The sequence below is a fragment of the Thiomonas sp. DCM-2 genome, assembly GCF_056820905.1.
In genome coordinates, this window is record NZ_CM165962.1 from 891,262 (window position 1) to 917,058 (window position 25,797).

A 25,797-nucleotide genomic window follows, 5' to 3' on the forward strand; every position below is an offset into this window, starting at 1 on the left:
CAATCGGGGCCAACATGAAGCAGCAGGACAAGCAACGCGGAATCACCCTGATCGGGTTGATTTTCTGGGGCGCCATTCTGGCGTTTGTAGTCGTCATTGGCGCACAGGCCGTTCCGACCGCAACGGAGTATTTCGCCATTCAGAAGGCAGTGGACCAGGCCGCCAAGGCTGGCCCCACGGTGGCCGATATCCGCTCTGCCTATTCCAAAATGGCCGACGTGGACTACATCTCCTCGGTCACCCCGCAGGATCTCAACATCACCAAGGTCAACGACAAGGTGGTGGTTTCCTTTGCCTACAACAAGGAAATCCATATCGCGGGGCCGGTGTTCCTGCTGATCAAGTACGCTGGTCAATCGCACTGATTCACGGGTGAGCACGGCACTGGAAACGCGGCTGGGCTATGTCTTCCGCGATCGCACATTATTCGACCGGGCGCTGACGCACCGCAGCTTCGGCGCAGACCATAACGAGCGCCTGGAGTTTCTCGGCGATTCGGTGCTCAATCTCTCTGCCGCGGCCCTGCTCTATCACCAGGCTGCGCGTCAGGACGAAGGTCAGCTGTCCCGCCTCCGTGCTGCGCTGGTGCGCGCCGAGGCACTGGCCGAGGTGGCCAGGGCCATCGACCTGGGTCGCTTTCTCCGGCTGGGGGAGGGCGAGCTGCAAAGCGGCGGTGCCAAGCGCGAATCCATTCTGGCCGATGCGCTGGAAGCCCTGCTGGGTGCGATCTATCTCGAAGCCGGATTCGACGCGGCGCAGGACGTGATGCGCCGTCTGTTCGCGCCCCTGCTCGAGGCGCTCGACGCCGACGTGGTCCGCAAGGACGCCAAGACCCAGTTGCAGGAATTCCTGCAGGGCCAGCGCCTGCCGCTGCCCGCCTACACGGTGCTCGATGTGCGCGGCGCAGCGCATCAGCAGCTATTCAGGGTAGAGTGCGCCGTGCCCGCGCTGGGCTTGAAGGTGGAGGGCGAGGGCGATAGCCGCCGTCGTGCCGAGCAGGAGGCTGCCGCACGCATGATCGCGCGCATGGCGCGAGGTGGCACGCAGCCTGTGCGCGGGCGCAACAAGCCGGTGTTCGTCGATGCCCGCTCCCCGTCCGCATCCAGGGAGTCAGCTGCGCAGACGCCCCCGGAACAGACGCCCGATCTGCAGGCTGCGCAGCCCGCCGTGCAGGAGCACAATCCTGCTGGCGCCAAGACGCGCCGCGCACCCAGACCGCCCAGGCCCACATGACTTCATCTCCCCCGCAACCCCCGCGCCGCTTTGGCACCGTCGCCATCGTCGGCCGCCCGAACGTGGGCAAATCCACGTTGCTCAATGCGCTGGTCGGCGCCAAGGTCAGCATCACGTCGCACAAGGCGCAAACCACGCGTCACCGCATTCTGGGCGTGCGCACGCAAGGGCAGGCGCAGTTCGCCTTTGTCGATACGCCGGGCTTTCAGACCAAGCATTTGCATGCACTCAACCGCGCGATGAACCGCACCGTGACCGGCGCACTGAGCGAGGTCGATCTGGTGCTCTGGGTGCTGGAAGCGGGCAAGCTCGTGCCGGAGGACCGCACGGTGCTCGAGGTGCTGCCCGACGATCGCCCGGTGATCGCGGTGGTCAACAAGCTCGACCGTGTGACTCCGCGCGAAAAACTGCTGCCTTGGCTGGCCGAGCTCGGGCAGTTGCGCAAGTTTGCCGAGATCGTGCCGATGTCGGCGCAAAAGGCGGCAGACGCCCTGCGCCTGCTCTCCATCATGCAACCCTATCTGCCCGAGGGAGAGTGGGGCTACGAGGAAGATGCGCTCACCGATCGCAGTGAGCGCTTTCTGGCGGCTGAAATTCTGCGTGAAAAGCTGTTCCGCCTCACCGGCGATGAACTGCCCTACACCAGTACCGTGGTCATCGAGCAGTTCGCGCAGGAAGGCGATCTGCGGCGCATTTCTGCAGCCATCATCGTCGACCGCGACAGTCACAAGGCCATGGTGATCGGCGCCGGCGGTGAGCGGCTCAAGCGCATCTCCACCGAGGCGCGGCAGGACATGCAGGCCTTGTTCGGCGGCCCGGTGTTTCTGGAAGTCTGGGTCAAGACCCGCTCCGGCTGGGCCGACGACCAGGCCGCAGTGCGCGCCTTCGGGTATGAGGACTGAGTTGGTTCCTGAACGTGCGGTCCGTCCGCACGGTGCGCCTGCGCGCGCGGCCCTGCGACGCAGAACCAGCATCGAGCGGGTGCAGGACGAGTCCATCTATGTGCTGCACAGCTATCCCTGGAAGGAAACCAGCCTGCTGCTCGACGTGTTCAGCCGTCAGCATGGACGGGTGGCACTGGTGGCCAAGGGCGCGAAGCGCCCGGCGTCGGCGCTGCGCGCCGTGCTGATGGGGTTTCAGCCCTGCACGGCGAGCTGGAGCGGGCGCAGCGAAGTCCGCACCTTGACCCGCGCCGAATGGTCGGGCGGGCTGGCGCCGCTGTCGGGCCTGCCGCTGCTGTGCGGCTTTTACTTCAACGAATTGCTCGTGCGTCTGCTGGCACGCGAGGACGCGCATGAAGGCCTGTTCGACGCCTATCACCAGGGCATTGCCGCGCTGGCGCAGCGCCCGCATGCGCAGGCCGCCGAACTGGAGCCGGTGTTGCGTGATTTCGAGTTTGCGCTGTTGCGCGAGCTGGGCCATCTGCCCGAACTGCATCTGGAAGGGGCTTCGTCCCAACCTGTGCTGCCCGATGCGTTCTACCGCGTCGACCCCGATCATGGCGTGTCGCCTTGCCGCGCCTCCGACCCCGCCGCAGTGCGCGGCGAGGTCCTGCTGGCGCTGCGCGATGGGCCGCCGCCCGCAGGTGATCTGGCTCTGGCGCGTGCCGCCAAGACTCTCATGCGCAACCTGCTTCACTATCATCTTTCCGGCCAGATGCTGCGCACTCGCCAGCTTCTCATCGACCTGCACAAGCTATGAATCCCCTGGTTTCCCCTGCTGCCGCGCCCCTGCTCGGGGTGAACATCGACCATGTCGCCACGCTGCGCAACGCACGGGGTGGCAGCTTTCCCGACCCGGTGCGCGCCGCGCAACAGGCGGTGGAGGCCGGGGCCGACATCATCACCTTTCACCTGCGTGAAGACCGGCGCCATATCCGCGACGCCGATGTCGAACGGCTCAAGGCCGTCATCACTGCGCCGCTGAATTTCGAGTCGGCGCTGGCGCCTGAGATGCTCGACATCATCTGCCGCGTGCGTCCGCAGATGGTCTGCCTGGTGCCCGAACGCCGCCAGGAAGTGACGACGGAAGGCGGGCTGGACGTGGCCGGGCAGTTCGACCGCGTGCGCTCGGCCTGCGCCCGGCTCGCCGGTTGCGGCTGCCGCGTGTCGCTGTTCATCGAGCCCAGCGCGCAGCAGATCGAGGCCAGCGCCCGCGCCGGTGCGCCGTGCATCGAGCTGCATACCGGCGCCTATGCCAATGCCTTCGATGCGGGGGACGACGCGGCGAGCCAGCGCGAGTTCGACCGCATCGTCGCCGGTCTCAAACTCGGCCGCAGCCTGGGCCTGCAAACCAACGCAGGCCACGGCCTGAGCCTGCAGAGCACCCCGGCCATTGCGGTGTTGCCCGAGGTCAGCGAACTGCACATTGGTCATGCGCTCATCGGCCATGCGGTGTTCGTCGGCCTCACTCAATCGGTGCGCGACTTTCAGGCCACGATTGCCAGCGCCGTCGCCACTGCGCGCGGTCGCTGAATGCGCTGTCGGGAGGTGCCATGATCTACGGCATCGGCACCGATGTCTGCTCCATCGCCCGCATGCGTGCGGCGGTGGCGCGGCATGGCGACCGGTTCGCCCAGCGTGTGCTGGGCGAGAGCGAATTGCGCGAATATGCCCGGCGGCTTGCCAAGGTGGAGCAGCGCGGCATCAACTACCTGGCCACGCGCTTTGCCGCAAAGGAAGCGTTTTCCAAGTCCATCGGCTTGGGGCTTCATCACCCGATGCGCTGGAGCGATTGCGAAATCCTCAAGCTGTCCAGTGGTCAGCCAACCATCGTGTTGCACGGCGCGCTCAAGGCGTGGTGTGCGGCGCGGTCGCTGCGCTTTCTGGTGTCGGTTTCCGATGAGGCCGACACGGCGCTGGCCATGGTCGTGGCCGAAGTCTTCGCTGCTCCTGCGTCCTGAACCCATGCAACCTGCCCTGCCTTCTCCGCTCATCCTCGACGTCGCCGGTCTGCAGCTGACTGCTGCCGATCGCAGGCGTCTGCGCCATCCGCTGGTCGGCGGCGTGGTGCTGTTTGCGCGCAACTGGGCGAGCCGCGCGCAACTGCTGGCGCTGTGCGCGCAGATCAAGGCGGTGCGCGCCGATCTGCTCATTGCGGTGGACCATGAAGGCGGGCGGGTGCAGCGCTTTCGCACCGATGGCTTCACGCATCTTCCGGCCATGCGTGCACTCGGCGACCACTGGATGCTTGATGCGCCGGGCGCGATGCGCCGGGCCGCGGCCTGCGGGGTGGTGCTGGCTGCCGAGCTGCGCGCCTGCGGGGTGGATTTCAGCTTCACGCCGGTGCTCGATCTGGACTGGGGGGGATCGAGCGTGATCGGCGACCGTGCGTTTCACGCCGATGCGCGCGTGGTCACGGTGCTGGCACAGAGTCTGATGCAGGGCATGGCGCGCATGGGCATGGCGCATTGCGCCAAGCATTTTCCCGGCCACGGTTACGCCTGGGCCGACACGCATGTTGCCGTGGCGCAGGACGATCGCCCGCTCGACATCCTGCTCGCGGCGGACGCCGCGCCGTTTCATTGGCTGGCGCCGGGGCTGCGGGCGGTCATGCCCGCACATGTGGTGTATCCGGCGGTGGATGCGCAGCCCGCGGGCTTCAGCGCGGTGTGGCTGCGGCAGGTCCTCCGCGAGCGCATCGGCTTCACTGGCGCCATCATCAGCGACGATCTGGGCATGGCCGCGGCGCGCGCGCAGGGCCAAAGCCTGAGTCAGGCGGTGCTGCAGGGGCTGCAAGCCGGATGCGATTTGATGCTGGTGTGCAATCAGAGCCCGGTGGATGGCGGGCGTGCACTTGACACGCTATTGCGCGAAGTGGATGCCGCGCTGGACGAAGGGCAGTGGTTGCCCGACGAGCGCAGCGCGCAGCGCCGCTTCGATCTGCTGCCCAATCAGCCCCCGCTCGCCTGGGACGATCTGATGGTGAGCGACATCTATCTGGCGGCGCTTGACGCGGTGTACGCCGAGCCATCTGCCGGACCGAATTGAACGCCATCAGGGGTAGAACAACACCAGCTTGTAACCGGCAGGCGCGGCGCCGCTGAGCGCAAGATGCAGTTGCAACTGCATCTGCTGGCCGGGGGCGATGCCTGCGCGCAAGGCGGTGGTCTGCGCGGCGGCGAGGTAATGCGCGGGCTCCAGAACCTTGCGCTGCGTGATCCGGCCTTGTGCGTCGGTCAAGGTCAGCTCGAGCGCAGGCCACGCCACCGCATGGTCCCGACGATTGCGCAGCAGCACGGTGAGTTGCAGGCCGGTATCCGCCGGGCTCAGTGCGGACGAGTCGATCACCAGGGCATCCAGGTCGCGCGGTGCGGCAAGTTCGCACCCCGTGGTGGCGCGGCAGAGTTGTTGCAGCCAGGGGCGGCTGGCAGGCCACTGCTGCGCCAGGCGATCTCGCCAGAACAGCGCAGCCTGCCCGCCGAGCAGCAGCAGCAGAAACAGGCTGACTGCGCCGAGCGCAGCGCGCACCGGGGCACTGCGCCACCGCGCCTGACGATGCGCCTGCCGCACGAATTCGGGCTCCTGCGCCGGGCTGGTGGGGGCTGCTGCAGTCGCGTCGTCTGCTTCGAAGCGGTAGTTCAGCGCGTCGTTGAGATTGAATTCGGACAGCGGCGCCGCGTCTTCGCCAACCGCGCTGGCCTCGGCCGACAGGCTGGCTGCGGCCGGGGCGTGGTCGGGTGGGCGGGCGTCGAGGTCCTCCGCAGGGAACTCGGAGGCGATGCCCAGGCGCGCGTCTGTCTCCACGGGCCACGCATCCTGTGCGGGCTCGGGAGCCGGAAGGCCGGGCTGAGCCTTGTCGGGTTCGACAGACGCTTCTGCCGTGGCGACGGACTGCGGCTGCGGTCTCCTGTCATAGGGCTGCGCGGTCAGCGGCAGGAAGCCCTGATAGGCGGGTTGATCGACCGGAATGTGGTCCCAGCGCAACCCGGCGGTGACCGGCACAGTCGGGAACGGCGGAGGCGTCTCGGATGGCGTCGGCTCGGCGAGAGCCGCAGGTTGCTGCGCCGATGGGGATGCGGGCGGGCTTAGGTCGATGAGGTGATCGAGCGCATTGAACGGTTCACCGCAGTGGCCGCAGCGCACCCAACCTTCGCGCAGCAGAAGCTGGTCGCGCACCACCTTGAAGGCGGTCTGGCAATGCGGGCAACGGGTGGCCTGTGCCATGCCCTGTTCAGCTGTGCATGGGGCCTGCGAGGCAGACCCAGCCTTCGAGCGACCGATCGATCTGCAGCGCCGCGTAGGGCGCATAGGCGGCGATGAGTTCTTCCGCCTGCCGCTCCAGGATGCCGCTGAGCACCAGTGCGCCTGCGGGCCTCACATGCGCGGCGATGGCCGGGGCCAGGAGCTTGAGCGGCGCAGACAGAATGTTGGCCACCACCACGTCGAAGCGATCGTTGGCGACCGAGTCCGGCAAGCCCGCCTGTACCGCAACCTGATTCTCTGCGGCGTTGGCCCGTGTGGACTGCACGGCGTCCGGGTCGATGTCCACGCCGACGACCTGCGCCGCGCCAAACTTGGCCGCAGCGATGGCGAGAATGCCCGACCCGCAGCCATAGTCGAGCACGCTTTTGTGCTGCAGCGGCTGGCGCGCCAGCCACTCCAGGCACAGCCGCGTGGTGGGGTGGGTGCCGGTGCCGAAGGCCAGGCCGGGGTCGAGCCGGATGACGGGGGCGGATGTGTCCGGCGGCGTGTGCCAGCTCGGCACGATCCACAGGGCATCGGCAATCGATACCGGCTGGAACTGTGATTGCGTCAGCCGCACCCAGTCCTGATCCTCCACCGTGGCCTGCCGCACGTCCTGCAGATCGGGCAGGGCGTCGGCGGCCAGCAGCGCGGCCAGCGCGGCGTCGGCCTGGGCCTCATCGGCAAACAGGACGCGCAGCAGCGACTGCGCCCAGGCGCCCTTCGGGGCAGGCATGCCGGGCTCGCCATAGAGCGGCTGTTCCTGCTCTGTGTCGCCAAAGCGGTCTTCCACGCTGACGCTGAGTGCACCGAGCTCGAGCAGGGCGTCCGACAGCGCATCGGCCTGCTCTTCACTGACGGGTAGGGTGACTTCTCGATAACTCATGTCCGTTCAGTCCTGATGCCGCGCGGCCAGGTATTCCTCGAGGTAATGGATGCTGGTGCCCCCCTCGGTGAAGCGGGCGTCCACCATCAGCTCGCGGTGCAGCGGAATATTGGTCTGAATGCCGTCCACCACCATTTCCGACAGAGCGATGCGCATGCGCGCGATCGCCTGCTCGCGCGTGGCCCCATGCACGATGATCTTGCCGATCATCGAGTCGTAGTTGGGTGGCACGAAGTAATTGGTGTAGGCGTGTGAGTCCACCCGCACGCCCGGCCCGCCTGGGGTATGCCACATGCTGATGCGGCCGGGCGACGGTGTGAATTTGTAGGGGTCTTCGGCGTTGATGCGGCACTCGATGGCGTGGCCGTTGAACTGCACACCGCGCTGGCGCAGGCCCAGCTTTTCACCGGCAGCAATGCGGATCTGCTCGACCACGATGTCCACCCCGGTGATGAGTTCGGTGACCGGGTGCTCGACCTGCACCCGGGTGTTCATTTCGATGAAATAGAACTCGCCGTTTTCGTAAAGAAACTCAAAGGTGCCCGCACCACGGTAATTGATTTTCTTGCAGGCGTCGGCGCAGCGCGTGCCGATGCGCTCGATCAGGCGGCGTGGAATGCCGGGCGCCGGGGCTTCTTCGAGGATTTTCTGGTGGCGCCGCTGCATCGAGCAATCGCGTTCGCCCAGCCACAACGCGCCGCCGTGCGTATCGGCCAAGACCTGGATTTCGATGTGCCGCGGCTGCAGCAGAAATTTCTCCATGTAGACCGCCGGGTTGCCGAACGCCGCACCGGCTTCGCTGCGTGTCATGGTCACGGCATTGAGCAATGCCGCCTCGGTATGCACCACGCGCATGCCGCGTCCGCCGCCACCGCCTGCGGCCTTGATGATGACGGGATAGCCGATAGAGCGGGCAATGCGGGTGATCTCGCGCGGGTCGTCGGGCAGGGCGCCTTCGGAGCCCGGCACGCAGGGCACGCCCGAGCGGATCATGGCCTGCTTGGCGCTGACCTTGTCGCCCATCAGGCGGATGGAGTCGGGGCGCGGGCCGATGAAGGCGAAGCCGGACTTTTCCACCCGCTCGGCGAAATCGGCGTTTTCCGACAGAAAGCCGTAGCCAGGGTGAATGGCCTCGGCATCGGTCACTTCTGCTGCGGAAATGATGGCCGGCATGTGCAGATAACTTTGCGCCGACGGCGCGGGACCGATGCACACGGCTTCGTCGGCGAGACGCACGTACTTGGCTTCGCGATCGGCTTCGGAATAGACCACCACGGTCTGAATGCCCAGCTCGCGGCAGGCGCGCTGCACCCGCAGGGCGATTTCGCCACGGTTGGCAATGAGGATCTTCTTGAACATGCGCGTTGTCCGTTCTGGTGCTGAAAAAGGCGGTTTCACCCGCGTTGCGCAGGGCCGCAGCGCAGGATGGGACAAGCCGTCTGGCCTTGCCCGCGGCCTGCAAGCATTTACTCGATCACGAACAGCGCCTGGCCGTACTCCACGGCCTGACCGTTTTCGGCCAGCACGGCCTTGATCACGCCATCCTTGTCACATTCGATCTCATTGAGGATTTTCATGGCCTCGATGATGCACAGTGTCTGCCCGACCTTGACGGTATCTCCCACTTCGACAAAAGGCGCGGCGCCTGGCGAGGAGGCGCGGTAGAACGTGCCAACCATCGGTGATTTGAGAACATGGCCTTCGGCCGCAGGGGGGGCAGAAGAGGCTTCGGGCGCGGCTGCGGGCGATGCGGGTTGCGGTGCGGCGTATTGCGCAAATGGCGCAGGAGCGTACTGCATGGTCGCCTGCGACGGCATCTGCGCGTACTGCACGATGGGCTGGGGCTGCGCCTTGACGATACGCACCGTACCTTCGGCCTCGGTGATTTCCAGCTCGGAAACATTCGAGTCGGAGACCAGGTCGATCAATGTCTTGAGTTTGCGTAAATCCATGATCTGTCGTTAAGTCGCTGATAAGTGTCGCATTAGACCATCAATTTTTACGATTCGAGAGTTCTGCAGCGACATGCCGCAAGGCCAGCGCATAGCCGTGTGCCCCACAGCCGCTGATGACTGCCACGGCCAGATCGGAAAAATAGGAATGATGACGAAAGGCCTCGCGGCGATACACATTGCTCAGATGCACTTCGATGAAGGGCAGGTCGGTGGCCGCAATCGCGTCGCGCAGGGCCACGCTGGTGTGCGTGTAGGCCGCAGGATTGATCACGATGTAGCGTGTCCCGTCGAGGCGGGCAGCGTGCAGCCGGTCGATCAGCGCGCCCTCATGGTTGCTCTGGAAATGCGCCACCTCCAGCCCCAGTTCCGCCCCCAGCGCAAGCAGGGAGCGATCGATTTCTGCCAGCGTGGTGGCGCCGTAGATGTGTGGCTCACGCTGCCCGAGCAGGTTGAGGTTGGGGCCGTGGAGAACGAGGATGCGCGGCAGGCTCATGGGGTGCTGTCGGTAAAGTATGAAGCTCAGTGTCCCGAGGGTACAGCGTCTTTCAATTCGTCGAGCGAGGTTCTTCCCAGTTTCTGGAACACCACGTCGCCCTTGCCATCGAGGACGACAGTGAACGGCAGGCCACCCTGCTTGTTGCCCAGGCTGGTGCTCAGGGCAATGCCATTCATGCCGCCGAGCAGGATGGGATAGCTCACCGGATGGTTCTTGAGAAAGTCGCGCACCGACGTCGGATTGTCGAGTGCAATTCCGACCATTTCGATGCCTTTATCCTTGTTCTTCCGATAAAACTCGGAAAAATCGGGCATTTCAGCAATGCAGGGCGGGCACCAGCTTGCCCAGAAGTTCACCACCAGGGGTTTGCCGCGGTATTGCGACAGATCAATGGTCTTTCCCTGCAGATCGACGAGTTTGTCTGCAAAAAAAGTCTGAACGGCATTGTTCTCCACCGAGATGGGCGCACTGCGCTGGCGTTGGAACCAGGCATTGCCCAATACCGCGGCAATCAGGGCAATGATGGCGGCAAAAATCCAGACATTGATTTTGTTCATGGGTTTGAAGAGGATCAGTCAGACTGCTTGCATTGTGCATGGCCGGAAACCGGGTTCAGTCTGTCGGGTTTTCCCGGGATTGTTGCTGCTCCGCCAGCAGACGCCGCAGCGCGGGCAGGGTGCCGCGCTGCGTGCGGCCCTGGGCATCGGGCAGCAGCACGCCTCGCTGGTCTTTTTCGGTATACAGGCTCAAATGGGCCGGGATGGTCTGTGCCCCCTGTACAGGCCATTGCAGGGTGAGACGCTCCACCCGGCCGCGTCCGGCGTAATGCGGCGCCTCTCCGACCTGATACATCAGCCCGCGATTGATGCAGTGAATCTCCACACCCTTGCTGTCGTCGGTGAACAGCAGGACATGCAGGTCCGAGAGTTCGGTGGCGGTGCCGTTCCACACCGCGCCGGCGAGATGCGGGTTGAATGTGGCGAATTCTTCCATCAGGGCCAGTGCGGCTCGGCGCAGATGCAGCAGCTCGGCCGGCTGGGTGTCGGCGTGGAATAGCGCGAGTTCTTCGCGGACCTGCTGCTCGATCTCGTCATTGCTGGGCAGCATGTCGTGCGGCACGCGCTCACCGAGCAGGCGCCTGGCGGCTTTGCGTTTGGCGCTGCCATAGTCCAGACCATCTTCCACGATCAGCCGTGCGGCCAGCGCGGCGAGCTCTGCGCGTAGGGAATCCATCGCAAAATGGTAGCGCCCGCTGTGGGGGCCAAGCGCAGGCACACAGGCACAATGGAGATCCTGCTCCTTCATTCACGCAATCCGCGCCGCGCATGGCTGTTCTTTCCGTTTCAGATCTGTCGCTTGCTTTTGGTCATGTGGCTTTGCTCGATCATGCCGCCATGGCGCTCGAAACCGGCGAGCGTGTCGGCCTCATCGGCCGCAACGGCACGGGCAAGTCGTCGCTGCTGCGCATTCTGGCCGGGCTGGAGCCGCCAGATGATGGGCTGGTGCAGGTGCAGCAGGGCCTGCGCCGGGTGTATGTGCCGCAGGAGGCTGATTTTTCGGCGGATTCCACCGTGTTCGATGTGGTCAGCGAGGGCGTGGCCGAGGCCCGCGCCCTGCGCGACCGCTTCGAGCAACACGCCCCAGAGGATGACCTCGACGCGCTGCAGACCCGGATCGAAATGCTGGATGGTTGGAACTGGGAAACCCGCGTGGACCAAACCCTGCAACGCCTGCAGCTCGATGGCGCCACCCGCATCGGCAGCCTTTCGGGCGGGATGCAAAAACGCGTGGCGCTGGCGCAGGCGCTGGTGGCCGCGCCCGACGTGCTGCTGCTCGACGAGCCGACCAATCACCTCGATCTCGATGCCATCGCCTGGCTGGAAGAACTGCTCACCAGCTTTCGTGGCAGTTTGATTCTCATCACCCACGACCGCGCCTTTCTCGATGATGTGGCCACCCGCATCATCGAACTCGATCGCGGCATTTTGCGCAGTTACCCCGGCAATTTCGCCGCGTTCGAGGCGCGCAAGGAGCAGGAGCTTGCCGATGAGGCGGTGATGAACGCGCGCGCCGATAAGCTCTTGGCACAGGAAGAGGTGTGGATTCGCAAGGGCGTGGAAGCCCGCCGCACCCGCAGTGTCAGCCGCATCAACCGCCTTGAGGCGCTGCGCAGCCAGCGTGCGGCACGACGCGAGTCGCTCGGGCGTGTCAGGCTCGAAGTGGACGGCGGCCAGTCCAGCGGCAAGATCGTCGCGGAGCTGAAAAACGTCAGCAAGGCCTTTGGTGAGCGCAGGGTGGTGCGCGACTTTTCCGCCACGATCCTGCGGGGCGACAAGGTGGGGCTGATCGGCCCCAACGGCGCCGGGAAAACCACCTTGCTCAAGCTCATCCTGGGCGAGATTGCGCCCGACAGCGGCACCGTGCGCCAGGGCACCCGCCTTCAGGTGGCCTATTTCGATCAGATGCGCGCAGTGCTCAACCCGGACGCGACCCTGGCCGACACCATCAGCCCCGGCAGCGAGTGGGTGGAGATTGCCGGTCAGCGCAAGCATGTGATGAGCTATCTGGGGGACTTCCTGTTCTCGCCGGCGCGCGCCAACTCGCCGGTCAAGTCGCTCTCGGGCGGCGAGCGCAACCGCCTGCTGCTCGCCCGGCTGTTCGCTCGCCCGGCCAATGTGTTGGTGCTCGACGAGCCGACCAACGACCTCGACATCGACACGCTCGAACTGCTGGAACAACTGCTGCAGGATTTTCCCGGCACGGTCTTCCTCGTCAGCCACGACCGGCGCTTTCTCGACAACGTGGTCACCAGCACCCTGGTCAGCGAGTCCACACCCGACGATCCGGGGCGCTGGCGCGAATACGAGGGCGGCGTGACCGACTGGCTCACCCAGTCGCAGCGGGCCCGTGCCCTGCAGGCGCAGCTGAACAAATCTGCCGCGGGAGGCGCGGACAAGCGAGGGATGACGCAGGTCAAGCCCTCGACAGCGACGACTGCACCCACGCCAGCCGCCCCCGCCAGAAAGAAGCTGAGCTACAAGGAGCAGCGCGAACTGCAGGAATTGCCGGGGCGTATTGCTGCGCTCGAAGCCGAACAGAAATCGCTCGCCGATCAGCTCGCCGACCCGGCCAGCTACACCTCGGCGACCACGCGCATCCGCGAGATGCAGGAACGTTTCGCCCAGATCGACGAAGAACTGCTCCACGCCCTGGAGCGCTGGGAAGTGCTGGATGGCAAGTGAGCGAGCTCCCGATGAACTGCCCAACGCCGCCTCTGCTGCAGTACCTGGATTTGCGCACCGATACGGACGCTGCCGCCTATATCAAGCAGGAAACTGTGCAGGTGCAGTTCGCTGCCGATGCCGGCGAACTTGTCAGCCGTGAAGGCCCCAACCGCTATGCCTGCGGCGACGCCATCATCACCGGCTCGACCGGCGATCGCTGGAGTGTCTCCCGCGCCCGCTTCGAGGCCCGCTACCTGCCCCTTGCGCCCACGCAAGCCGGACAGGACGGTGCGTACATCAACCAGCCCATTCCGGTCCTGGCGCGGCAGATGCAACACCCGTTTCGCATGGCGCGCAGTGCAGGGGGCGATCTGCTGCACGGCAACGCGGGGGACTGGGTGCTGCAATACGCTCCCGGGGACTATGGGGTGGTGGAGCAGCAGCGGTTTGCGCAGGTCTATCGCCGGATCGCCGAGGCAACCCCTCAAGCGCCTGCAAGTTCAGCCTGAGTTCGGAAGGTGCAGCGCAGCAGAAAACAGGCCAAACTGATCCTGGCGCGGCGCGGCACATCACCTGAGGTGAAACCGCAGGAGCAGCGGGACGGTCAGGGCTTTGCTGCGCCGCCCGGGCCCATCCCGCCACCGGGGCCCATCCCGCCACCGGGGCCCATCCCGCCACCGGGGCCCATTCCTGCGCCAGGGCCCATTCCGCCGCCGCCAGGGCGCATGCCTTGGTGCATGCCCTGCGCTGGCGGTGTGTCAGGCAGTTTGACGCCGCGCTCCTTCGCGCGTTCCTGCATCAGCTTGTGATGTTCCGCGCGGATTTGTTCGCGTTGCTCGGCAGTTTTCGCCTCGCGCATCTTGAGCCTGTATTCGCGGCGCTCCTTCTGGGTCATCAGCTGGCTGCCGTAGATGGTTTCCTGTTTCTGCGACTGCGCGTAGGCCGCAGTTGCAGTCAGCCCTCCACCCGCGAGCAAGAGGCTCAGAGACAGCGCAGTCAAAAGCGGTTTTGTGGATCGCATGGCAAACTCCTTGTCGAATGGTCTGGGTCCAGAGTCACAGGGGACTCCCCTGCAGGGTATGCCCTCGGAATGCATCTCACTTGATGCATCTCAACAAATCGAAAGAGCAGACCTCAGGACGATGCCGCGGGCATGCGCGCTGGTCATGGCGTGAACGGCCCGCCTTTCGCATACGCCTCCTGCTCGAAGCGGTTGGCGCGGTAGGCGTCGCGGCCGTGCAGGGCCTGCCACAGGCTTTCCAGCACATACGCCGGACCGAAGAAGGGGCCCCAGCGTTCGTACTGCTGCACATGGACGCGCTCGTGGGCGCGCAACTGCTGCATGGCGCTGCTGTTCACCGCCAGAACGACATGGCCCAGGGTGATGGCGACGATGCGATGGCGGTTGGGCAGCCGCTGCATCCAGCGGGGCAGTCGGCCACCGGTGCATTCCAGGGTGTGGTCATGCCGCCGCAGCCTGGCGCCCAGCGCGCAGGCGGGCAGGGCAATGAGCAGGCCGAGCAGGGAATACGGCAGGGCCCAGAGCACGCGCACGGGCAGGCTCAGACGGGACAGGCGGGATCTGTGGGACGGACTGGAATGCATGGCGGGACCGAGTTGCTGAGCGCCCCCAGGGTCGGCTCGCCGACCCGCCCCCCGCGGGGGTCAAGGAAGCTTGGGGCGGCCCTGCGTGTCCTTGGGAGGGCACAAAGAATAGCGGCAGCCTGCGAACGCAGGTTCCCGGCCGTGCCGCATGGCGGACCCGGCTGCCTACAATCCACCCAGCGCCGCAAATCGGCGGCGCAAGGCTGGGGGTGCGGGCTGCGGCAGCAGGCAGTTTCGCTGAGAGAGTCCCTTCGAACCTGATTGAGATCATCCTCGCGCAGGGAAGCACGGTCGGTGGCGGTTGCGCATTTTTCGCAGCGTCGTGCGGCGGGTTTCGGGCGCGAGCACGCGAGAGACCATCCATGGCAGCACAACCCTCCTCGACCGACGCGGCGCATGCGTCCAATGCCTCCGTTCCCACACCGGAGCGTGTCCTCAACTTCGGGGACGCGCTGGCGCTGTGGTTCAGCCTGGGAGTGGGTCTGCTGGTCATGCAGGTGGGCGCATATCTGCGGCCGGGACTGAGTCTGCCGCAGGCGGCAGGCGCAATTGTCCTGGGGTCGATCTTGGGTGCGGGTTTGCTGGCCTGGGTGGCGGGGATTGGCAGCCGGCACGGGCTGTCGAGCTCGGCGCTGATCGGGCGCACCCTGGGGCAGCGCTTCGCCGTGCTGCCGGTGGCGGTGAACGTGTTGCAACTGCTGGGCTGGACCGCGTTCGAACTGGTGGTGATGCGCGACGGCACGCGTACCATCGTCGATCATGTCTTCGGCGTGTGCGCGGCCTGGGTTCCGGTGCTGGCCACGCTGGCCTGGGGCGCGCTGCTGCTGGTGCTGGCCAGCGGACGGATGATCGGCCTGGTGCGGCGCCTGGTCAGCCGCGCGGCGATGCCGCTGATCGTGGCCTCGCTGCTGTGGCTGAGCTATCAGTTCGGCCTCAGGGCGTGGCAGCAGGGCATCGCCGCGCTGTGGGCGCGGCCGGGTGATGGCTCGATGAGCCTGCTTGCTGCGGTCGATCTGGTGTAAGCGTTCAGCCAGCGGCGTGATTGCGCTCGAGCTATTGGGTGGGTAGATGCAGCAGCATCAGGCAGCAGTCTTCACGCGTCGGGCAGTGCGCCGCTGCACCGCCTTGGTGGTGTGCGATGGGCATACTGCTGCGACGCACTCGGTGAGGTTCACCGCTGCCAGAAGCATGAACTTGATCGCATCGGTTTTCACGTCCAGCAGGTCGTGATCCTGCAGGCGGCTGTAGACGAACGCCAGCAGGTTGGGCTCGGCGTGGGAGTCGATCTGCTGCTGCAGCGCCTGCGCCTGCTGCAGCGTGGTCAAGCCGTCGAGGAAGAGCATCTTCGCCACGAGGCGGTCGAGGCAGCGATCTTGCAGATCCTCGCAGACCATCGGCCATGCATGTCCGCTGATCTTCATCGCCTGGTACACCACGAAGAGGATGTTGAGGATAATCTCGACCTGCTCCAGCCTGGCGCCCAGGCGCGGCAGGACCAGCACACTGGCAAGCAGCGTGGGCTGGTGCGCATGGATCTCGTCGGCGAGCGCCTCGCGCGCGCGCAGATCCATGCGGTCGACGGTGAGGATCGCCTGGGCAACAATGCGCGTGGAGATCCGCTGCGTCATCGGGGCGCGGCCCTGTCCAGGTCCGAGCACAGCGGGTCCTGCCCGAAGTGCTGCGTCCACAGCCTGGGGGTGAGTTCGACCACCCGGGACTGGGGATGTCGGCCCACGCGCTGCAACACGTCGACCAGATAGGTGTACGGGTCGATACCCTGCAGCACGCAGGTGGCGATGAGGCTTTGCAGGATGCCCACATGGCGTGCGCCGACCTCGCTCCAGCAGAACAGCCAGTTGCGCCGCCCCATCGGGATCGGACGCAGCGCGCGCTCGATGTGGTTCGTGTCGATGGGCACCGCCGGGTCATCGATGAACACTGACAGCGCTGCCCGTCGCTCTCGCACGTAGGCCAGCGCTTTGGTCAACGGATTGCTCGGCAGCAGGCCCTGCTGCGCGAACTGCTGCTCGACCCAGGCGAAGAACGCCTGCACCCGCGCCCGGCTGTGGGTGGCGCGATGCGCCAGCTTGGCCGCACCCTCCCACCCGGCGGCGCGGATCTCGGCCTCGATACGGTACAGCGCGGTGATGTGCTGCAAGGCTTGCGTGGCCGCCCGCGGCTCGGCGTCTTGCGCCTCGAAGAACAGGCGCCGCGCGTGCGCCCAGCACTGCGCGTGGGTGACTCCGGTCTGCCTCGCATAGCGGGCATAGGCCGCGTAGCCATCGCTCAGCAGCACCGTGCCACTGGGCAACTGTCCAAGAACTTGGCTCACATGCTCATGGCGGCGCGAGGCGAAGTGGGGGAAGCACACCTCGTCGTGCTCGCCATACACCGGCCAGAAGTACGTGCCCTTCATCTTCCCCGGCCCGGCGCGGCCGGCCTTGATCGGGGTCTCGTCCATCGTGATCACATGCCCGCCCAGGATCGAGGCCAGCTGCGCATCCACGATGGGCTCGAGCAGCGCCGCAGTCTGCTGCATGAGCTGGGTCAACCAGGCCCGGCTGAGCTTGAAGCCGGCATCGGCCAGCCGCTGATGCTGGCGGTACAGCGGCAGGTGGTAGCGGAACTTGTCCACCGCCATGCCGGCGACGAAACTCACGTCGGCGCGGCTGCCCTCGAACACGCTGGCCGGCGCCGGCGCGCAGTGCAGGGTCGCGGTGTCGAGCCGCTTGATCACCGGGCGCACGTACTTGAGCGCCACATAGGCGCCCGGGCGCTGCGCCAGGCGGTAGCTGACCTTCTCGCCGATGACCTCGTACTCCTCGGCACGCAACCCCTGCGCCTGGGCGCACGGCAGGTGGATGACCTGCACCTCGACCCGCTCGGCGTCGAAGAACGCCGTCGCGTCCTGGTCGCCAGCACAATCTGTCGTGCGTGCGCGCCGCGTGTGCCCGGCCACTTGGCGTCCAGCCTCGGGGGCTTGTGGCGGGATCGGCAGATCACCCAGAATCTGGCCGAGATGAAGTTGCTGCGCATCGGCCACGCTCTGCAGCCGTTCGCTCTTGCTGCCGAAGATCTGTCGCCTGAACCACGCCAGTTGCCGCTGCTGCTCAACGATGGTCTGCGCTTGCGATTGCAGCAACCGCACGAGAGCCTCAACCGCCATGCCCGCCACGATCTGGGCGGTATAGGTCTGCACTTGAGCGGGGTCTGCACGCATGAAAGCATTGTGCCCATGGCAAAGCCCGAAGGGAATCGGGCTTTGCCACATTGCAAAACCCGTTATCGCCACTCCACGTGTCGATGCCGCTTGAACTGCCGCGTCACCTGCAGCCCCTCGAGCAGGAGCTTGAGCGCGGTGAAGTCGATCTCGGCGCTGCGCTGCCCGCCCCAGTCGCGCACAAAGCGGCCGGCCTCCAGCCGTTTGCTCCACACGCACCAGCCGCTGCGATCGAAGTACAGCACCTTGATCTGGTCAGCCCGACGGTTCGCGAACACGAACAGATGCCCGCCCAGCGGGTCGACCTCAAAGCCCTGGCGCGCCAGCGCGTACAGCCCGTCGTAGGACTTGCGCATGTCGGCAGGCTGCCCATACAAGAAGACCCGGATGCGCCCCTCAGGAAAGAACATCAGCGGCGCACCAGATGCAGGCTCATGCCGCCGCCCAGGTCCAGCCGCAACTCCATGGGCGCATGCATGCCGCCGGTACCGACTTCGCCCAACTCGATGAACCCCGCGGCACGCTGCTCCATACGCCCAGTCTTGGCCGTCACGGGCGCAGCCTTCACCTTGCCCGACAGCCGCTCACGCCAGCGCCGATAGCTGCTCACACACACTCGCTCCTGCCGACAAAAGCTCTTGAGCGTCAGCCCCGAGGCCGGGAAACGCTCAATCACGTCGCGCCAGCACGCCTCGTCCAGGTGCCGCCGCCGCTTGACCTCGGCCACCTCTGCCGCGTCGTTCTCCATCTCGAATGTCTCCTCATCCCTGCGATGGGAAACATTCTTCGTGGGATCCGAAACGAACGAAAGAACGCCGCTGGCTTACCGGTTACGATCTGGTGGTGGCCATGCCGGTGTCGTGGCTGCCGCTGGTGGCGGATTACGCGCGCTATGGGCGCCATGCCGGGGCCACGGCACGCGGCACGTGGATTGGCTACGCCGCAGCCAATATCTGGTGCTACGGGCTGGGCGTTCTGGTCATCAGCGTGTCGCCAGCCGACATCGACATGCTCAGCACCCTGCTGCTGGCGCAGGGCGGGCTGATCGCGCTGGGGTTCATTCTGGTGGATGAGGTGGACAACGCCTATGGCGATGTGCACTCGGGCGCGGTATCGAGCAATTTTTTGCACAACCGTTGGAGCATTCGCCGCGCCGGCATGACCCTGGTGGTGCTGGCCACCGCCGCGGCGCTGGCGCTGCCGATGCACGCGCTGGAGCCGTTTTTGCTCACCCTGAGCTCGGTGTTCGTGCCGTTGTTCGGCGTGGTGATCGCGCAGCTCGCACCGGGCTTGCCGCCGCACAGCAACTGGCGCTGGGGGCCGATGCAGGTGTGGCTGCTGGGCATCGCGGTGTTTCAGGCCGGCACCGTGTGGTGGCCGAGCTGGGGTTCGGCGCTGCCCAGCCTGGCGTTTACGCTGATTGCCGCGGGCGCACTGCGCTGGCGCGAGGCGGCCCGTAGCGGCTAAAGCGGCAGGCGCTTGGTTGCCTGTGGCGCAAAGCCGTGGTTCAGCGGGCCGTGGCCGTGGCCGTGGCCGAGCTGCAGGTCCGCCCCGGCGCGCAGCGCTGCCTGTGCATAGTCGAGGCCGAGGCGCACCGCGCTGTCCAGCGGCTCACCCAGCGCCAGATGCGCGGCGATGGCCGACGACAGACTGCAGCCGGTGCCGTGGGTGTTGCGCGTGGGGATGCGCGGGGTGTCGCGGCGGATGACGCGCCCGCCCGGCAGGCGCAGCACATCGGTGACGGTTGCATCCGGCAGGTTGCCGCCCTTGAGCAGCACCGCGGGTGCGCCGAGTTGCTGTAGCCGCTCGGCGCACGGCTCGAGCATGTCGCTGGAGATCGCGTCCAGCCGCAGCAGCCAGCGTACTTCGTCGAGGTTGGGGGTGATCAGGGTCGAGAGCGGGAACAGCTCGCGCACCAGCAGGTCCACGGTGGAGTCGGTGATGAGCTTGTCGCCGCTGGCCGCGACCATCACCGGATCGAGCACCACGTGCGCAAAGCGGTGACGGCGGATCGCGTCGGCCACCACATGCACCACGTCGGCGTCGTGCAGCATGCCGATCTTGACCGCGTCCACGCCGATGTCCTCGACCACGGCGTCGATCTGCTGCGCCAGCAGCGCGGACGGCAGCGGGTGGATCGCGCGCACGCCCTGCGTGTTTTGCGCGGTGATCGCGGTGATCGCGGTCATGCCGTAGCAGCCGAGCGCGGCGATGGTCTTGAGATCGGCCTGGATGCCGGCGCCGCCGCCGCTGTCGGAGCCGGCGATGGCGAGCACGCGGGCATAACGCGCGGTGGGTTGGGTGTAGGCGGAGTCGGCGGCGGAGGTCATGGCGTGGGTTGCACTTCGATGGCGCGGCGCAGCGTCTGCGCCGCAGCAGCTGGGTCGGGTGCGGCGCACAGTGCGCGCACCACGGCCAGGCCGTCGGCGCCGGCGGTGATCACCTGTGCGGCGTTGTGCTGGTCGATGCCGCCGATCGCGATCAACGGCAGCCGGGTGAGCAGGCGCAGGGCGCGCAGCCCGTCCAGGCCGAGCGCGGGGGCGGTGTCGGTCTTGCTCGGGGTGGCGAACACGGGGCTGGCGCCGAGATAGTCCACCGGGCAGTGTGCTGCGGCGCGCAACTGCGCGGGGTTTTCCACCGACAGGCCGATCAGCGCGTGCGGCATCAGACGGCGCACGTCGGCAGGGTGCATGTCGCGCTGGCCGACATGCACGCCGTCGGCGCCGGCCGCCAGCGCAATATCGACCCGGTCGTTGATGATCAGCGGCACCTGGAGCGGCGCAAGCAGCGCCTTGAGCGCGCGGGCGCGTTCGACAAAAGGCCGGGTGTCGAGTTGCTTTTCGCGCAGCTGCACGCAGGTCGCGCCGCCGCGCACCGCGGCGGCAACCACCGCATCGACACCGCGCGGGCCGCACAGTGCGGCGTCGGTGACCAGATGCAGCCGCAGCGCGGCCAGCGGCCAGCGGCGGGCGCGCTCAGTCATGCGCCAGATGCAGACGGGCGTGGAAGGTCGCGGCGTCGAGCAGTTGCAGCTGGTCGAGGAGCGCGATCTGCAACTGCCCGACGCCACCGCCTGCGGCCTGCACGCGTTGCGCTGCCACTTCGCCCGCGACGCCGAGATAGGCCATCGCCGCAGCGGTGGCGGCGAACGCGTCCGGCTGCACCGCGCAGAACGCGCCGATCAGCGCGCTGGCCGTGCAGCCCACGCCGGTGACCCGGGTCATCCACGGATGGCCGTTGCGCAGCTGCAGATGGCGGCCATCCGGTGCGAGGATGTGGTCGGTCGCGCCGCTGATGCACACCACCGCACCCAGCCGCGCGGCCAGATCGCAGGCGGCGGCGACCGCATCGTCGGACGTGGCCGCGCTGTCCACGCCGCGGGTGGCGGCATCCACCCCGGCCACGCTCAACACCTCCGAGCCGTTGCCGCGCAGCACGCTCGGGCTGCCGATCGCCAGCAGCGCGGCAATCGCCTGGTTGCGGTAGGGTGTGGCGCCGGCGCCGACCGGGTCGAGCACCACGGGAGTGCCGCGGCTGCGCGCGGTGGCGAGCGCCATGCCCATCGCGTCCACCCAGTCAGGCGAGAGCGTGCCGATGTTGAGCACCAGCGCCTGCGCGATTGCTGCCATGTCGCGCACTTCCTCGCGGGCGTGCGCCATCACGGGCGATGCACCCAGCGCGAGCAGCGCGTTGGCGGTGTAGTTCATCACGACCAGATTGGTGATGTTGTGGACCAGCGGCTGTTGCTGGCGCACGGCGAGCACATCGGCCCAGAGGGAATCTGCGGTAGGAAAGCGCATGATGGCGGCAAGGCGTGAAAACACGGGCATTATCGCCGCGGGCCGCGGGCGCTGCGGCGCTCAGGCGCGGTGATACGGATGGCCGCTGAGCAGGCTGTGCGCGCGGTAGAGCTGCTCGGCCAGCAGCACGCGCACCAGGCCATGCGGCAGGGTGAGGTCGGACAGGCGCAGCAGGCTGTCGGCGCGCTGCTTGATGCGAGGTGACAGCCCGTCCGCGCCGCCGACGATGAGCGCCACATCGCGGCCGCCCTGCCGCCACTGCTGCAGCTGCTGCGCCAGCGCCGCTGTGGTGAGGCGCTGACCATGCTCATCGAGCGCAACCAGGCGCGCACCGGCAGGCAGCGCGGCTTCGATGCGCTGTGCCTCGCGCTCCATCGCCGCCTCGGCGCTGAGGCTGGAACTGCGGGTTTCGGCGCGGATTTCCTTGAGCAGCAGCGGGGTTTCGGGCGGCAGGCGCTTGGCATAGTCGGCGTAGGCCTCGATGACCCAGCGCGGCATGCGCTGGCCCACGGCGAGCAGCCAGAGTTTCATGCGTGGCCGAGCCCGGCGACAGCCTGCACCGGCAAACGGTCAGGTCGCCAGTTTCTTGGCCGACGCACGCTTGGCCGGTGCCTTGCGTGCAGCGGATTGGGTTGCCGGAGGTTTTGCAGCCGCGCTGCGCGCGGCGGACTTTGCGGGGGCCGCCTTGCGCGCTGCAGGACGCTTGGCTGCGGGCGCTGCGCTGCCGGCGTCGGTCCGCTTGCGAGCAGGTGCAGACGCTGCCGCTGGCGCCGAGCGCGCTCCGGCCGCCGTGCCGACAACGCGGGTGACACGCTTTTTCTCGGCGCTGGTTTCACCGTAGGGCGAGGTGCGCACCGGGATGGTTTTCGTTGCGGGTCGTTTCGCTGCTGCCCTTTTCGTGGCCGCCTTTTTGGCTGCGGGGCGCTTGCTGGCCGCTGTTTTGTAGGCGGTTTTGCGCGCGGGAGCGACAGCGGGTTCTTCGGGCTTGTCGGGGCGGCTGTCCGGGCCCTGGGCGACCACTTTCACCGCCGGTTTGGTTCCGGTCTTCTTCGCGCCGCCGAGCTTGAGATGCACCGGCTTGGCGCCCCAGAGTTCTTCCAGGCGGTAATACGCGCGGATCGGGGGCTGCATGATGTGCACCACCGCGGCGCCGCAGTCCACCAGCACCCATTCGCCGGTTTCCTCGCCCTCGGGGTTGCGCACCTCGAACCCGGCTGCCTTCACGCTGTCACGCACGCTGCTGGCCAGCGCGCGGGTCTGGCGATTGGATGTGCCGCTGGCGACGATCACCCGGTCGAACAGGCTGGTCAGTTCTTCGGTGTTGAACACCTCGATGTCCTGCGCCTTGACGGCTTCAAGAGCATCGACGATGGTGCGTTGCAGTTTGCGGATATCCATGCGGTTTCAGTGCTGATAGAGGCGATGTTGATCGATGTAGTGTGCCACAGCCGCAGGCACCAGGGCGTCGAGCGGCTGGCCGAGGGCGATGCGCTCGCGCACGCGGGTGGCGGACAGGTCGATCTCGGGCATGGCCAGCCGGTGCAGGCGGTGGCCGTGCGCGGCCAGTGCGGCAAGCAGTTCGGGCGGGGCGGTGTCGGCATAGCCGGGGCGGCGCGCAGCGGCCAGATCGACCTGCGCAACGATCTCGTGCCAACCGTTCCAGGTGGGCAGATTGCGCAACTGGTCTGCGCCGAGAATGAAGGTGAATGCGGTGTCGGGGTGGGCGGCGCGCAGTGCGCGCACGGTGTCGATGGTGTAGCTGGGGCCCGCGCGCCGCAGTTCGACGTCGCAGGCGCACAGTCCGGGCAGGCCGTCGATGGCCAGGTTCACCATGTCCCAGCGCTGCTGCGCACTCGCGGCCAGCGGGTCGCGCTGCCAGGGCTGGCCCGCAGGGATGAACCACACCGCGTCCAGCGCCAGCTCGATGCAGGCGCTGCGGGCGAGTTCCAGGTGCGCGTTGTGGATGGGGTCGAAACTGCCGCCCAGCAGGCCGATGCGCTGCGGCGTGGCGGAAGTGCCTGCCATCACGGCTCGGCGGTCCAGTCGCGTGGCTGCAGGAAGACCTCGTACAGCCGCGCCTCGGGCGAACCCGGCTCGGGGTGCCAGTCGTAGCGCCACTTCACGATCGGCGGCATCGACATCAGGATGGATTCGGTGCGCCCGCCCGACTGCAGGCCGAAGTGCGTGCCGCGATCCCACACCAGGTTGAACTCGACATAGCGCCCACGGCGGTAGGCCTGGAAGTCGCGCTCGCGCTCGCCATAGGGCAGGGCGCGTCGGCGCAGGGCGATGGGCAGATAGGCGGGCAGAAAGGCGTCGCCCACGGCGCGGATCAGCGCAAACCCGCGCTCGAAGCCGCCATCGGCGTAGTCGTCGAAAAACACCCCGCCGATGCCACGCGGCTCGTTGCGGTGCTTGAGAAAAAAATACGCGTCGCACCAGGCCTTGAATCGCGGATAGTGGTCGTCGCCGAACGGCGCGAGCGCCGCCTTGCAGGTGCGGTGAAAATGCACCGCGTCCTCCTCGAAGCCGTAATAGGGCGTCAGGTCCATGCCGCCGCCGAACCACGCCACCGGCGCCTGGCCTGCGGGCTGCGCCATGAGCATGCGCACATTCATGTGCACGGTCGGCACATACGGGTTGGTCGGATGGAACACCAGCGAAATGCCCAGCGCCTCGAAAGGCGCCCCTGCGAGATCGGGCCGGTGCTGCGTGGCCGAAGGCGGCAACTTCGGGCCGCGCACATGCGAGAAGTTGCAGCCACCGCGCTCGAGCAGTCCGCCAAACTCGATCAGGCTGCTGATGCCTTCGCCCTGCAGTGGCGAGTCGGCCGGGCGCGTCCAGGCATCCCGCCGGAATGGCTGACCGTCTGCGGCCTGCAGCGCGTCGAGGATGCGGGTCTGGAGATCAAGGAGGTAGGTGCGGACCTGTTCGGTTTGCATGGCGGCGGGACGAGCAACTCTGTTGAAAGAAGCCCGATTTTTTCATCTCTGCCCCGGCAAGCAAGGGAGCGGCTCAGGGCACAAAAAAGCCCAGCTGAACTGGGCTGAGAAGGCGATGTGATGGTGGACCGAAGGAGGATCGAACTCCCGACCTCTGCATTGCGAACGCAGCGCTCTCCCAGCTGAGCTATCGGCCCGAAAGATCAAATCATAACCGAGCTTGGCGGCGGGTCTTGCTCGAGCGGGTTCGGCGCAGGCGTAACGAACGGTATCTTCGATAGTGAGATGCGTCTTCCCGACCTACCATGACGTCGTCACAAATCCAGATTTAGACCCGGTGGGGTGGGAAGATGCGTTACGACACCGCTGTGCTCGACCGTGAATACAACAATCGGGAGCTGGTTCCAGACTGGGCCGAGTACCTGGGGCGCTGGAAGCGCGAATCGCAGGAGGCGCGGCTGAACTGGCCTTGTCTGCTGGATTTGCCGTATGGCGACGCGATCACGCAGACCCTGGACTGGTTCGCGCCAGCGGCCACGGGGTTGGCGCCCTGCCTGGTGTTCATTCACGGTGGCTGGTGGCGTTCGCTGGACAAGGCCGATCACAGTTTTATCGCGCCGACCTATGTGGCGCGCGGGGTGCATGTGGTGGTGCTGAACTACTCCCTTGCGCCGGGCGCATCCCTGCAGCAGATCGTTCTCGATGTGGTGCAGGCGCTGGCGTGGGTCTGGCGGCGGGCGGAAGACTTCGGTGTGGACCGCTCGCGCATCGTGCTGGCGGGGCACTCGGCCGGTGGGCATCTGGCGGCCATGATGCTGGCCTGCCGGTTCGACTGGTTCGGCGACGATCTGCCGCAGCAGATCCCGGCTGGTGCGCTGGCGCTGTCGGGCGTGTACGACCTGGAGTCGGTGCGCAGGACGGCGTTCCTGCAGCGCGACCTGAAGCTCAGTCAACACGCGGCACGCGCCATGTCGCCAGCCTGGCTGCCGCCTGCGGGGCCTGCGCCCCTGGCGCTCGCGGTGGGGGAGATGGAGTCGGACGCCTTCCATGTGCAGGCGCGGCTGATGCATCGCCACTGGCCGCAGGTGGGCAAGACGCTCATCGTGCCGGGGGCGCATCATTTTTCCGCGCTCGATGCTTTGGCGCAGACCGGGTCGCTGTTGCACAAGCGGGTGTGCGATCTGCTGGATGTGCACAAATCCCAGGCCGATCAGCCGGACATCGTGCGTCTTCTGGCCACGCAGGACGGCTAA

32 protein-coding genes and 1 tRNA gene are annotated in these 25,797 nt (G+C 66.7%); 12 read left to right on the top strand and 21 right to left on the bottom strand.

Annotated features, from left to right (window positions below; translation table 11 throughout):
- Nucleotides 1-14 precede the first annotated feature (14 nt).
- Genes AC1ZQA_RS04305 through nagZ form a run of 7 tightly spaced genes read left to right on the top strand, consistent with a single transcriptional unit; the run spans nt 15 to nt 5,222 of the window.
- Entirely contained in the window at nt 15-365 is a 351-nt protein-coding gene (locus AC1ZQA_RS04305; protein WP_482678590.1) for a DUF4845 domain-containing protein, read from the top strand.
- A 7-nt stretch (nt 366-372) separates the two neighbouring features.
- Entirely contained in the window at nt 373-1,233 is an 861-nt protein-coding gene (gene rnc / locus AC1ZQA_RS04310; protein WP_482678591.1) for a ribonuclease III, read from the top strand.
- A complete protein-coding gene (gene era / locus AC1ZQA_RS04315) occupies nt 1,230-2,135 on the top strand; it encodes a GTPase Era (protein WP_482678592.1) in 906 nt (301 codons plus the stop codon). The genes rnc and era overlap by 4 nt, the downstream gene beginning before the upstream one ends.
- 1 nt (nt 2,136) lies before the next feature.
- Nucleotides 2,137-2,934, top strand: coding sequence for a DNA repair protein RecO (gene recO, locus AC1ZQA_RS04320; RefSeq protein ID WP_482678593.1), 798 nt, complete (start codon nt 2,137-2,139; stop codon nt 2,932-2,934).
- Entirely contained in the window at nt 2,931-3,707 is a 777-nt protein-coding gene (locus AC1ZQA_RS04325) for a pyridoxine 5'-phosphate synthase (protein WP_482678594.1), read from the top strand. The genes recO and AC1ZQA_RS04325 overlap by 4 nt, the downstream gene beginning before the upstream one ends.
- Nucleotides 3,708-3,727: 20 nt before the next feature.
- Nucleotides 3,728-4,135 (top strand): holo-ACP synthase, encoded by a 408-nt coding sequence (gene acpS / locus AC1ZQA_RS04330; protein WP_482678595.1) that lies wholly within the window; start codon nt 3,728-3,730, stop codon nt 4,133-4,135.
- 4 nt (nt 4,136-4,139) lie between these two features.
- The gene (nagZ, locus tag AC1ZQA_RS04335) at nt 4,140-5,222 is read left to right on the top strand and encodes a beta-N-acetylhexosaminidase (protein ID WP_482678596.1); all 1,083 of its coding nucleotides are present in this window, start codon (nt 4,140-4,142) and stop codon (nt 5,220-5,222) included.
- Nucleotides 5,223-5,228: 6 nt separating this feature from the next.
- Here nagZ and AC1ZQA_RS04340 read toward each other — a convergent pair whose 3' ends face one another.
- From AC1ZQA_RS04340 to AC1ZQA_RS04370, 7 genes are all read right to left on the bottom strand, one after another.
- On the bottom strand, nt 5,229-6,398 hold the full coding sequence (locus tag AC1ZQA_RS04340; protein WP_482678597.1) for a zinc-ribbon and DUF3426 domain-containing protein: 1,170 nt from the start codon (nt 6,396-6,398) through the stop codon (nt 5,229-5,231).
- A 7-nt stretch (nt 6,399-6,405) separates the two neighbouring features.
- Nucleotides 6,406-7,302 (bottom strand): 50S ribosomal protein L11 methyltransferase, encoded by an 897-nt coding sequence (gene prmA, locus AC1ZQA_RS04345; RefSeq protein WP_482678598.1) that lies wholly within the window; start codon nt 7,300-7,302, stop codon nt 6,406-6,408.
- Between the two features lie 6 nt (nt 7,303-7,308).
- Complete coding sequence (accC, locus tag AC1ZQA_RS04350; RefSeq protein WP_482678599.1) at nt 7,309-8,661, bottom strand: acetyl-CoA carboxylase biotin carboxylase subunit; 1,353 nt, start codon at nt 8,659-8,661, stop codon at nt 7,309-7,311.
- 107 nt (nt 8,662-8,768) lie between these two features.
- The gene (accB, locus tag AC1ZQA_RS04355) at nt 8,769-9,254 is read right to left on the bottom strand and encodes an acetyl-CoA carboxylase biotin carboxyl carrier protein (protein WP_482678600.1); all 486 of its coding nucleotides are present in this window, start codon (nt 9,252-9,254) and stop codon (nt 8,769-8,771) included.
- A gap of 40 nt (nt 9,255-9,294) precedes the next feature.
- Nucleotides 9,295-9,750, bottom strand: a complete 456-nt coding sequence (gene aroQ / locus AC1ZQA_RS04360; protein WP_482678601.1) for a type II 3-dehydroquinate dehydratase — start codon at nt 9,748-9,750, stop codon at nt 9,295-9,297.
- Between the two features lie 26 nt (nt 9,751-9,776).
- Nucleotides 9,777-10,310, bottom strand: a complete 534-nt coding sequence (locus tag AC1ZQA_RS04365; protein WP_482678602.1) for a TlpA disulfide reductase family protein — start codon at nt 10,308-10,310, stop codon at nt 9,777-9,779.
- A gap of 55 nt (nt 10,311-10,365) precedes the next feature.
- Nucleotides 10,366-10,986, bottom strand: coding sequence for a hypothetical protein (locus AC1ZQA_RS04370; RefSeq protein ID WP_482678603.1), 621 nt, complete (start codon nt 10,984-10,986; stop codon nt 10,366-10,368).
- Nucleotides 10,987-11,078: 92 nt separating this feature from the next.
- Between AC1ZQA_RS04370 and AC1ZQA_RS04375 the strand changes: the two genes are divergently transcribed.
- Nucleotides 11,079-12,995: an ATP-binding cassette domain-containing protein gene (locus tag AC1ZQA_RS04375; RefSeq protein WP_482678604.1), complete on the top strand. Its 1,917-nt coding sequence runs from the start codon at nt 11,079-11,081 to the stop codon at nt 12,993-12,995.
- Between the two features lie 11 nt (nt 12,996-13,006).
- On the top strand, nt 13,007-13,486 hold the full coding sequence (locus AC1ZQA_RS04380) for a PGDYG domain-containing protein (RefSeq protein WP_482678605.1): 480 nt from the start codon (nt 13,007-13,009) through the stop codon (nt 13,484-13,486).
- A 95-nt stretch (nt 13,487-13,581) separates the two neighbouring features.
- Here the strand turns inward: AC1ZQA_RS04380 and AC1ZQA_RS04385 are convergent, their stop codons facing one another.
- Both AC1ZQA_RS04385 and AC1ZQA_RS04390 read right to left on the bottom strand, forming a co-directional pair.
- Nucleotides 13,582-13,998, bottom strand: a complete 417-nt coding sequence (locus AC1ZQA_RS04385) for a hypothetical protein (protein ID WP_482678606.1) — start codon at nt 13,996-13,998, stop codon at nt 13,582-13,584.
- A gap of 143 nt (nt 13,999-14,141) precedes the next feature.
- Nucleotides 14,142-14,582, bottom strand: a complete 441-nt coding sequence (locus AC1ZQA_RS04390) for a signal peptide prediction (protein WP_482678607.1) — start codon at nt 14,580-14,582, stop codon at nt 14,142-14,144.
- Nucleotides 14,583-14,944: 362 nt separating this feature from the next.
- Between AC1ZQA_RS04390 and AC1ZQA_RS04395 the strand changes: the two genes are divergently transcribed.
- Nucleotides 14,945-15,604, top strand: a complete 660-nt coding sequence (locus AC1ZQA_RS04395) for a cytosine permease (RefSeq protein WP_482678608.1) — start codon at nt 14,945-14,947, stop codon at nt 15,602-15,604.
- 57 nt (nt 15,605-15,661) lie between these two features.
- Here the strand turns inward: AC1ZQA_RS04395 and AC1ZQA_RS04400 are convergent, their stop codons facing one another.
- The 4 genes from AC1ZQA_RS04400 to tnpA all read right to left on the bottom strand — a co-directional run bounded on the left by AC1ZQA_RS04400 (nt 15,662) and on the right by tnpA (nt 18,550).
- Nucleotides 15,662-16,210, bottom strand: a complete 549-nt coding sequence (locus AC1ZQA_RS04400) for a hypothetical protein (RefSeq protein WP_482677032.1) — start codon at nt 16,208-16,210, stop codon at nt 15,662-15,664.
- On the bottom strand, nt 16,207-17,802 hold the full coding sequence (gene tnpC / locus AC1ZQA_RS04405; protein WP_482676861.1) for an IS66 family transposase: 1,596 nt from the start codon (nt 17,800-17,802) through the stop codon (nt 16,207-16,209). Before tnpC ends, AC1ZQA_RS04400 begins: the two co-directional genes overlap by 4 nt.
- A 62-nt stretch (nt 17,803-17,864) precedes the next feature.
- Nucleotides 17,865-18,212: an IS66 family insertion sequence element accessory protein TnpB gene (gene tnpB / locus AC1ZQA_RS04410; RefSeq protein ID WP_482676862.1), complete on the bottom strand. Its 348-nt coding sequence runs from the start codon at nt 18,210-18,212 to the stop codon at nt 17,865-17,867.
- The gene (gene tnpA, locus AC1ZQA_RS04415) at nt 18,212-18,550 is read right to left on the bottom strand and encodes an IS66 family insertion sequence element accessory protein TnpA (protein WP_482676863.1); all 339 of its coding nucleotides are present in this window, start codon (nt 18,548-18,550) and stop codon (nt 18,212-18,214) included. The genes tnpB and tnpA overlap by 1 nt, the downstream gene beginning before the upstream one ends.
- A 101-nt stretch (nt 18,551-18,651) precedes the next feature.
- Here tnpA and AC1ZQA_RS04420 point away from each other — a divergent pair, with 101 nt between their 5' ends.
- The gene (locus AC1ZQA_RS04420) at nt 18,652-19,269 is read left to right on the top strand and encodes an SLC5/6 family protein (RefSeq protein ID WP_482678609.1); all 618 of its coding nucleotides are present in this window, start codon (nt 18,652-18,654) and stop codon (nt 19,267-19,269) included.
- On the opposite strand, the gene thiD is transcribed toward AC1ZQA_RS04420, so the two are convergent.
- From thiD to AC1ZQA_RS04460, 8 genes are all read right to left on the bottom strand, one after another.
- The gene (gene thiD, locus AC1ZQA_RS04425) at nt 19,266-20,132 is read right to left on the bottom strand and encodes a bifunctional hydroxymethylpyrimidine kinase/phosphomethylpyrimidine kinase (protein WP_482678610.1); all 867 of its coding nucleotides are present in this window, start codon (nt 20,130-20,132) and stop codon (nt 19,266-19,268) included. The genes AC1ZQA_RS04420 and thiD overlap by 4 nt on opposite strands.
- Nucleotides 20,129-20,785 (bottom strand): thiamine phosphate synthase, encoded by a 657-nt coding sequence (thiE, locus tag AC1ZQA_RS04430; RefSeq protein ID WP_482678611.1) that lies wholly within the window; start codon nt 20,783-20,785, stop codon nt 20,129-20,131. The genes thiD and thiE overlap by 4 nt, the downstream gene beginning before the upstream one ends.
- On the bottom strand, nt 20,778-21,602 hold the full coding sequence (gene thiM / locus AC1ZQA_RS04435; protein WP_482678612.1) for a hydroxyethylthiazole kinase: 825 nt from the start codon (nt 21,600-21,602) through the stop codon (nt 20,778-20,780). Before thiM ends, thiE begins: the two co-directional genes overlap by 8 nt.
- 60 nt (nt 21,603-21,662) lie before the next feature.
- Nucleotides 21,663-22,133, bottom strand: a complete 471-nt coding sequence (gene rlmH, locus AC1ZQA_RS04440) for a 23S rRNA (pseudouridine(1915)-N(3))-methyltransferase RlmH (protein WP_482678613.1) — start codon at nt 22,131-22,133, stop codon at nt 21,663-21,665.
- Between the two features lie 39 nt (nt 22,134-22,172).
- The gene (gene rsfS, locus AC1ZQA_RS04445) at nt 22,173-23,000 is read right to left on the bottom strand and encodes a ribosome silencing factor (RefSeq protein ID WP_482678614.1); all 828 of its coding nucleotides are present in this window, start codon (nt 22,998-23,000) and stop codon (nt 22,173-22,175) included.
- 6 nt (nt 23,001-23,006) lie between these two features.
- Nucleotides 23,007-23,627: a nicotinate-nucleotide adenylyltransferase gene (gene nadD / locus AC1ZQA_RS04450; protein ID WP_482678615.1), complete on the bottom strand. Its 621-nt coding sequence runs from the start codon at nt 23,625-23,627 to the stop codon at nt 23,007-23,009.
- On the bottom strand, nt 23,627-24,544 hold the full coding sequence (hemF, locus tag AC1ZQA_RS04455) for an oxygen-dependent coproporphyrinogen oxidase (protein WP_482678616.1): 918 nt from the start codon (nt 24,542-24,544) through the stop codon (nt 23,627-23,629). Before hemF ends, nadD begins: the two co-directional genes overlap by 1 nt.
- Before the next feature lie 121 nt (nt 24,545-24,665).
- A tRNA-Ala gene (locus AC1ZQA_RS04460) sits at nt 24,666-24,741 on the bottom strand.
- A 153-nt stretch (nt 24,742-24,894) separates the two neighbouring features.
- Between AC1ZQA_RS04460 and AC1ZQA_RS04465 the strand changes: the two genes are divergently transcribed.
- Complete coding sequence (locus AC1ZQA_RS04465) at nt 24,895-25,797, top strand: alpha/beta hydrolase (protein WP_482678617.1); 903 nt, start codon at nt 24,895-24,897, stop codon at nt 25,795-25,797.

What these genes read in the sequence shown, in the direction of transcription:
- accC (WP_482678599.1), bottom strand. Translation starts at nt 8,661, where the DNA reads ATGTTCAAGAAGATCCTCATTGCCAACCGTGGCGAAATCGCCCTGCGG.
- thiD (WP_482678610.1), bottom strand. Translation starts at nt 20,132, where the DNA reads ATGACCTCCGCCGCCGACTCCGCCTACACCCAACCCACCGCGCGTTAT.
- tnpB (WP_482676862.1), bottom strand. Translation starts at nt 18,212, where the DNA reads ATGTTCTTTCCTGAGGGGCGCATCCGGGTCTTCTTGTATGGGCAGCCT.
- nadD (WP_482678615.1), bottom strand. Translation starts at nt 23,627, where the DNA reads ATGGCAGGCACTTCCGCCACGCCGCAGCGCATCGGCCTGCTGGGCGGC.
- thiM (WP_482678612.1), bottom strand. Translation starts at nt 21,602, where the DNA reads ATGCGCTTTCCTACCGCAGATTCCCTCTGGGCCGATGTGCTCGCCGTG.
- AC1ZQA_RS04395 (WP_482678608.1), top strand. Translation starts at nt 14,945, where the DNA reads ATGGCAGCACAACCCTCCTCGACCGACGCGGCGCATGCGTCCAATGCC.
- nagZ (WP_482678596.1), top strand. Translation starts at nt 4,140, where the DNA reads ATGCAACCTGCCCTGCCTTCTCCGCTCATCCTCGACGTCGCCGGTCTG.
- hemF (WP_482678616.1), bottom strand. Translation starts at nt 24,544, where the DNA reads ATGCAAACCGAACAGGTCCGCACCTACCTCCTTGATCTCCAGACCCGC.
- AC1ZQA_RS04375 (WP_482678604.1), top strand. Translation starts at nt 11,079, where the DNA reads ATGGCTGTTCTTTCCGTTTCAGATCTGTCGCTTGCTTTTGGTCATGTG.
- AC1ZQA_RS04420 (WP_482678609.1), top strand. Translation starts at nt 18,652, where the DNA reads ATGCCGGTGTCGTGGCTGCCGCTGGTGGCGGATTACGCGCGCTATGGG.
- tnpC (WP_482676861.1), bottom strand. Translation starts at nt 17,802, where the DNA reads ATGCGTGCAGACCCCGCTCAAGTGCAGACCTATACCGCCCAGATCGTG.
- AC1ZQA_RS04305 (WP_482678590.1), top strand. Translation starts at nt 15, where the DNA reads ATGAAGCAGCAGGACAAGCAACGCGGAATCACCCTGATCGGGTTGATT.
- thiE (WP_482678611.1), bottom strand. Translation starts at nt 20,785, where the DNA reads ATGACTGAGCGCGCCCGCCGCTGGCCGCTGGCCGCGCTGCGGCTGCAT.
- AC1ZQA_RS04325 (WP_482678594.1), top strand. Translation starts at nt 2,931, where the DNA reads ATGAATCCCCTGGTTTCCCCTGCTGCCGCGCCCCTGCTCGGGGTGAAC.
- AC1ZQA_RS04385 (WP_482678606.1), bottom strand. Translation starts at nt 13,998, where the DNA reads ATGCGATCCACAAAACCGCTTTTGACTGCGCTGTCTCTGAGCCTCTTG.
- tnpA (WP_482676863.1), bottom strand. Translation starts at nt 18,550, where the DNA reads ATGGAGAACGACGCGGCAGAGGTGGCCGAGGTCAAGCGGCGGCGGCAC.
- AC1ZQA_RS04340 (WP_482678597.1), bottom strand. Translation starts at nt 6,398, where the DNA reads ATGGCACAGGCCACCCGTTGCCCGCATTGCCAGACCGCCTTCAAGGTG.
- era (WP_482678592.1), top strand. Translation starts at nt 1,230, where the DNA reads ATGACTTCATCTCCCCCGCAACCCCCGCGCCGCTTTGGCACCGTCGCC.
- rlmH (WP_482678613.1), bottom strand. Translation starts at nt 22,133, where the DNA reads ATGAAACTCTGGCTGCTCGCCGTGGGCCAGCGCATGCCGCGCTGGGTC.
- accB (WP_482678600.1), bottom strand. Translation starts at nt 9,254, where the DNA reads ATGGATTTACGCAAACTCAAGACATTGATCGACCTGGTCTCCGACTCG.
- rsfS (WP_482678614.1), bottom strand. Translation starts at nt 23,000, where the DNA reads ATGGATATCCGCAAACTGCAACGCACCATCGTCGATGCTCTTGAAGCC.
- acpS (WP_482678595.1), top strand. Translation starts at nt 3,728, where the DNA reads ATGATCTACGGCATCGGCACCGATGTCTGCTCCATCGCCCGCATGCGT.
- AC1ZQA_RS04380 (WP_482678605.1), top strand. Translation starts at nt 13,007, where the DNA reads ATGAACTGCCCAACGCCGCCTCTGCTGCAGTACCTGGATTTGCGCACC.
- prmA (WP_482678598.1), bottom strand. Translation starts at nt 7,302, where the DNA reads ATGAGTTATCGAGAAGTCACCCTACCCGTCAGTGAAGAGCAGGCCGAT.
- AC1ZQA_RS04465 (WP_482678617.1), top strand. Translation starts at nt 24,895, where the DNA reads ATGCGTTACGACACCGCTGTGCTCGACCGTGAATACAACAATCGGGAG.
- AC1ZQA_RS04365 (WP_482678602.1), bottom strand. Translation starts at nt 10,310, where the DNA reads ATGAACAAAATCAATGTCTGGATTTTTGCCGCCATCATTGCCCTGATT.
- aroQ (WP_482678601.1), bottom strand. Translation starts at nt 9,750, where the DNA reads ATGAGCCTGCCGCGCATCCTCGTTCTCCACGGCCCCAACCTCAACCTG.
- AC1ZQA_RS04370 (WP_482678603.1), bottom strand. Translation starts at nt 10,986, where the DNA reads ATGGATTCCCTACGCGCAGAGCTCGCCGCGCTGGCCGCACGGCTGATC.
- AC1ZQA_RS04400 (WP_482677032.1), bottom strand. Translation starts at nt 16,210, where the DNA reads ATGACGCAGCGGATCTCCACGCGCATTGTTGCCCAGGCGATCCTCACC.
- AC1ZQA_RS04390 (WP_482678607.1), bottom strand. Translation starts at nt 14,582, where the DNA reads ATGCATTCCAGTCCGTCCCACAGATCCCGCCTGTCCCGTCTGAGCCTG.